Origin of the sequence: Acidisoma sp. (assembly GCF_035492295.1) — a bacterium.
Taxonomy (GTDB): domain Bacteria; phylum Pseudomonadota; class Alphaproteobacteria; order Acetobacterales; family Acetobacteraceae; genus Acidisoma.
In genome coordinates this window covers 1-4,721 of sequence record NZ_DATJJK010000094.1, presented here as the reverse complement: position 1 = coordinate 4,721, position 4,721 = coordinate 1, and the positions used below count along the sequence as shown (strand labels likewise).

The following is a 4,721-nucleotide window of genomic DNA, read 5'->3' as shown; positions in this document are numbered from 1 at the left end:
GCTACAGAGTCAGGTCGGCATCACGCTTTACATGCAGGCGGCACAGGATATCACCATCGGCGGCCGCGTCGCCAAGACGCAATATCAGTATACGCTGACCGATGTCAGCACGCAGGAGTTGAACGCCTGGGCCCCGCGCGTTGTGGCCAGACTGACGGGGATTCCGGGATTGACCGGGGTAACCAGCGATCAGGAAAGCAACGGCCTTGTGCTCTCGGTTCATGTCGATCGAGATGCGGCGTCGCGCCTGGGCATCGACCTTGCGACGGTTGACAATACGCTCGATGATGCGTTCGGCCAGCGCGTGGCTTCCAAGGTCTTCACCACGCTCAACCAATACTACGTGCTGTTGGAAGTCGAGCCAGACTTCCGCCTCGGGCCGGATGCCTTGTCATATATTTATTTGCGCTCGAGTAACGGGCAAGCTGTTCCGCTGAGCGAGATCGCGACAATCTCCACCGTCACCGGCCCGCTCGTCGTCAATCACCAGGGTCAGTTTCCCTCCGTCACCGTGTCCTTCAACTTGGCGCAGGGTACTTCTATCGGCACGGCCGTGACCAAGGTGACGGCGGCGATCAAAGCCATGCATTTGCCGCCCAGTATCCAAGGTGGCTTTCAGGGGACAGCACGCGCCTATGAATCCGCGCTCGCGGGTCAGCTGGTACTGATCCTCGCCGCTCTGGTTGCCGTCTATCTTGTGCTCGGGATGCTGTATGAGAGTTTCATCATTCCGATTACCATTCTTTCCACGTTGCCCTCGGCGGGTCTCGGGGCTTTGCTGATCCTGAAGTGCGCCAACATGCCGCTCGACATCATCGGCATCATTGGTATCGTCCTACTGATTGGCATTGTGCAGAAGAACGGCATCATGATGGTCGATTTTGCATTGGGGGCGGAGCGCCACGGAAAATCAGCAACTGAAGCGATTCACGACGCCTGCCTGTCGCGGTTCCGACCCATTCTCATGACCACGACCTGCGCGGTTCTGGGTGGTGTTCCTCTCATGCTCGGTACAGGGACCGGGTCCGAGCTTCGTCAGCCGCTCGGATACACGATCGTCGGCGGCCTTCTTGTCAGCCAGGTCCTAACCTTGTTCACCACGCCCGTCATCTATCTCTATATGGATAGGCTGGCGCGCCTGCTGCGCCGGCGGCCACTTGCGGTGTCGCTGCCCTCTGAGGCGGAAGATGTGAAGATTTGACGGGATCGCATGTGGGTCCGCATCTCCCACTCCCCGGCGCCGCCGGCGCACCGTCCGCGTTCGCGAATTGGCCGGATGCAAGCCTCCCGCCCGAAAAGCTTCCTCCTCCGTCCCACGCATCAAGGGTACACTTGCTATTGCCCTTCGACGGTCGGGCCCGAGATCTGCCGCAAGCGTCATCGTCGCACCGGCGAATCTCGATAAGCCCGAGCCGACCCGGGTTTTAGCCATCGTGTGGCACTACGGTTTCGCGGCGCTGCACATCATCGAGGATAAGTCTTATGAATTTGAAAGACCGTAGCGCGACGTTTGGCCGCTTCGATTTGCACGAAGTGGCCAAATCCTTTCCGGCGACCGCCGATTCCCTGCTGCTGGATGTCTATTTGACCGACCAGCCTCCTGCGAGCAGCCGACTGTTTCGAGTCTATCGCGGCACGCCCCCGCACTACCATGTCGGCTCGGATGAGTTCCTCTATGTGCTTTCAGGCTCCGGGACATTCTGGATCGAGAATGTGGCTAACCAGGCCGAATTCCAACCGGGAAATCTGCTGGTTTTCAAGCGCGGCGTTGTTCACGCCCTGCCGGACATTATCACAGGCCCGGTTGTCTTCTTAGCCATTGACACGCCGAGACGCGATCCAAAGGACATCGTCTTCGTCGACCCGAAGGACGGCACGCCCGAAACCTTCATTCAACCGAGTACGCGGCCACAGGGCTGATCACAGGTCAGGCATCCTGCAACACTGATCTGCCGGATGCCTGCCCATCGGGGATCGCGGGCGAATGCCTGTGCTTTGTCACAGTCTTTTCGGTTTTGTAAGTGGATGTTGATGGATCATTTCCGAGGCGATTGAAAGTCGCCTAGACATGCCAGCGTGATGGCCGATTTCGATTTGGAGGACGAGCCGGGTTCGGCATGCACGGTCCGTCGTCAGAATGACAAAGGACTTGCATTTTGGGCCATTATTGGACTATGAAACAACGGCTTTCGCGGCAAAAGCGACGGCCATTCCAATGGCAGTCGCGGGGGCATTTCAGAGCCACTCAAACTAGGCAGTGCACCACGGATAGGGGGTGACGGCACCTAACGTAATGTTTGGTGCCCGCTCTATGGTCAGTGGACAGTGATGCAGTTTCACGCCTGGGTTGTTCCCCTCTGCGCAATGTCCCGATCTCGTGATTCGAAGGAGCGCGGGGTGGCTTGGTCGGCTTCACAACTGCCGGTTCGTGCCGGGACATCCGGTGAGCCTCACGCCCGGTGAGCAAAGACTGTCTGAAACGTCGTGTGCAGCAAGGCGTTGATTCCGATGATGGCTACCGCTGAGCGGTTTGGTGCTTTTGCTGTGAAATGGAAGGATAGCTGACGGTGGAAAAGCGTGAGGTTCCCGGAGTTCACCGATACGACGCACCGGCCGGCGGGTGGGGAGCGCTCAAGGCGACTGCCAAAGCAGTCGCTGAACAGATGCATGTTGCCGAAGCGCCGCTGCTGCTATTCCGAACCAACAAACCGGACGGTTTTGACTGTCCGGGCTGCGCTTGGCCAGACAAAGAGCATACCTCGACCTTTCAGTTCTGCGAAAACGGCGCCAAGGCGGTAACCTGGGAGGCAACAAAGAAGCGAGTGCCGCCGGAGTTCTTCGCTGCCCATACCGTGACCGAACTGTTGACTTGGAGCGACTACGAGCTGGAGAATGAGGGGCGCCTCACGCACCCCATGGCTTATGACCAGACAACCGACACCTACAAGCCGATAGCGTGGGACGACGCTTTCCAACGTATTGGCGAGGTGCTGCGCGGCCTGCCCGATCCAAACATGGCGGAATTCTACACGTCCGGTCGCGCATCAAACGAAGCCGCCTTCCTCTACAGCATCTTCGCGCGAGAGTACGGGACCAACAATTTCCCCGACTGCTCCAACATGTGCCACGAGGCAACCAGCGTCGGTTTGCCGAAAGCCATTGGTATCGGCAAGGGTACCGTTTCACTAGAGGATTTCGACCATTGCGAGCTCATCATCGCCATGGGGCACAATCCCGGTACCAACCACCCACGCATGATGGGCACCTTGCATCAATGCGCCCGGCGTGGCGCGCCGATCATTGTGTTCAATCCGCTCAAGGAAAGGGCGCTCGAACGCTTTACTGATCCGCAGGACCCGATCGAGATGGGTACATTCCGGTCGACGCCAATCGCCTCAACCTACCATCAGGTCAAGGTGGGCGGAGACGCGGCGGCCCTCAAAGGAATCATGAAAGCGGTCATCGAGAAAGCCGACACGACCGAAAGCGTGCTCGATGATCGGTTTATCGCTGAACACACCCTCGGTTTTCCTGAGTTTGCCGCCGACCTCAAGCGCACCGAATGGGCGGACATAGAGAAAGCCTGCGGCCTGACCAGGGCTGATCTCGAAACCGTCGCGGAAGCCTATATAAGATCGAATGCGACGATCGTGAGCTACGGCATGGGGATTACGCAGCACGCCAGAGGAACCCAGAACGTCCAGCAGATTGCCGCGCTCCTTCTTCTTCGCGGAAATTTCGGCAAACCTGGTGCTGGCATCTGTCCGCTGCGCGGTCATTCGAACGTGCAAGGCAATCGCAGCGTCGGGATTACCGAAAAGGTGGACGATGCTATGTTCGGGCGGGTCGAGGCGGCCTTCGGGTTCAGACCGCCATCCCTTCATGGCCATGATGCCGTTGACGCCATGAAGGCCATGCTCGACGGCAGGTCCAAAGTGTTGGTCTGCGTCGGCGGAAATTTCTCAGTTGCTCTCCCGGATACCGATGTCAGCTATCAGGGGATGCGCAATCTGGACCTCGCGGTTCATCTCGCGACCAAATTGAATCGCTCGCATCTTCTCGTCGGCAAGGAATCAATCATCCTTCCGGTTCTTGGCCGCACCGAACGCGACGTTCAGGCAGGGGGTGCTCAATCCGTCACGATCGAAGATTCGATGTCGATGGTGCATGCCTCTCGCGGTAAGCTGACACCGGCCTCCGATCAGCTCCGGTCCGAGCCTGCGATCATCGCCGGGATCGCCATGGCGACGCTGCCGAACAGCAAGGTGGATTGGGCGCATTTGATTGCTGACTATGACCGGATCCGAGACAAGATCGAGATCGTCTATCCCGACTTCAAAGACTATAACAAACGTATTCGCCATCCTGGCGGTTTCCGCCTGCCCCTGGGTCCGACCGAGCGGCTCTGGCATACGCGATCCGGCAAGGCCGAATTCATTCCATTCGTCGGCCTTGAGGAGGATGTCGCGTTCTCGGGACAGGATGTGCTGAAACTCACAACGCTGCGGAGCCACGATCAATATAACACGACGATCTACGGCCTCGATGACCGCTATCGCGGGGTTTTCGGTCGACGTGACGTGTTGTTCATGAACGAAGAAGACCTTGCCTTCAACAACATCGAGCATGGCGATCTAGTCGAGGTGAACTCGGCGGTGCCAGGCTATGAGCACAAGCATATCCAACTGACCGCGATCGCTTATGATATCCCGCAAGGTTCG

The 4,721-nt window shown here is 58.3% G+C and carries 3 protein-coding genes; all 3 read left to right on the top strand.

Going from position 1 to position 4,721, the window contains the following annotated elements; genetic code table 11:
• Positions 1-1,201 (top strand): efflux RND transporter permease subunit (locus VL752_RS06600; RefSeq protein ID WP_325353384.1); only part of this gene is annotated, 1,201 nt, incomplete at its 5' end.
• Positions 1,202-1,482: 281 nt separating this feature from the next.
• The gene (locus VL752_RS06595; protein WP_325353382.1) at positions 1,483-1,920 is read left to right on the top strand and encodes a cupin domain-containing protein; all 438 of its coding nucleotides are present in this window, start codon (positions 1,483-1,485) and stop codon (positions 1,918-1,920) included.
• Between the two features lie 647 nt (positions 1,921-2,567).
• Positions 2,568-4,721, top strand: a 2,154-nt coding sequence (locus VL752_RS06590) for an FdhF/YdeP family oxidoreductase (RefSeq protein ID WP_325353380.1), incomplete at its 3' end; no start/stop codon positions are given.

Excerpts from the sequence above, each read along its gene's own strand:
- VL752_RS06595 (WP_325353382.1), top strand. The coding sequence starts at position 1,483 with ATGAATTTGAAAGACCGTAGCGCGACGTTTGGCCGCTTCGATTTGCAC.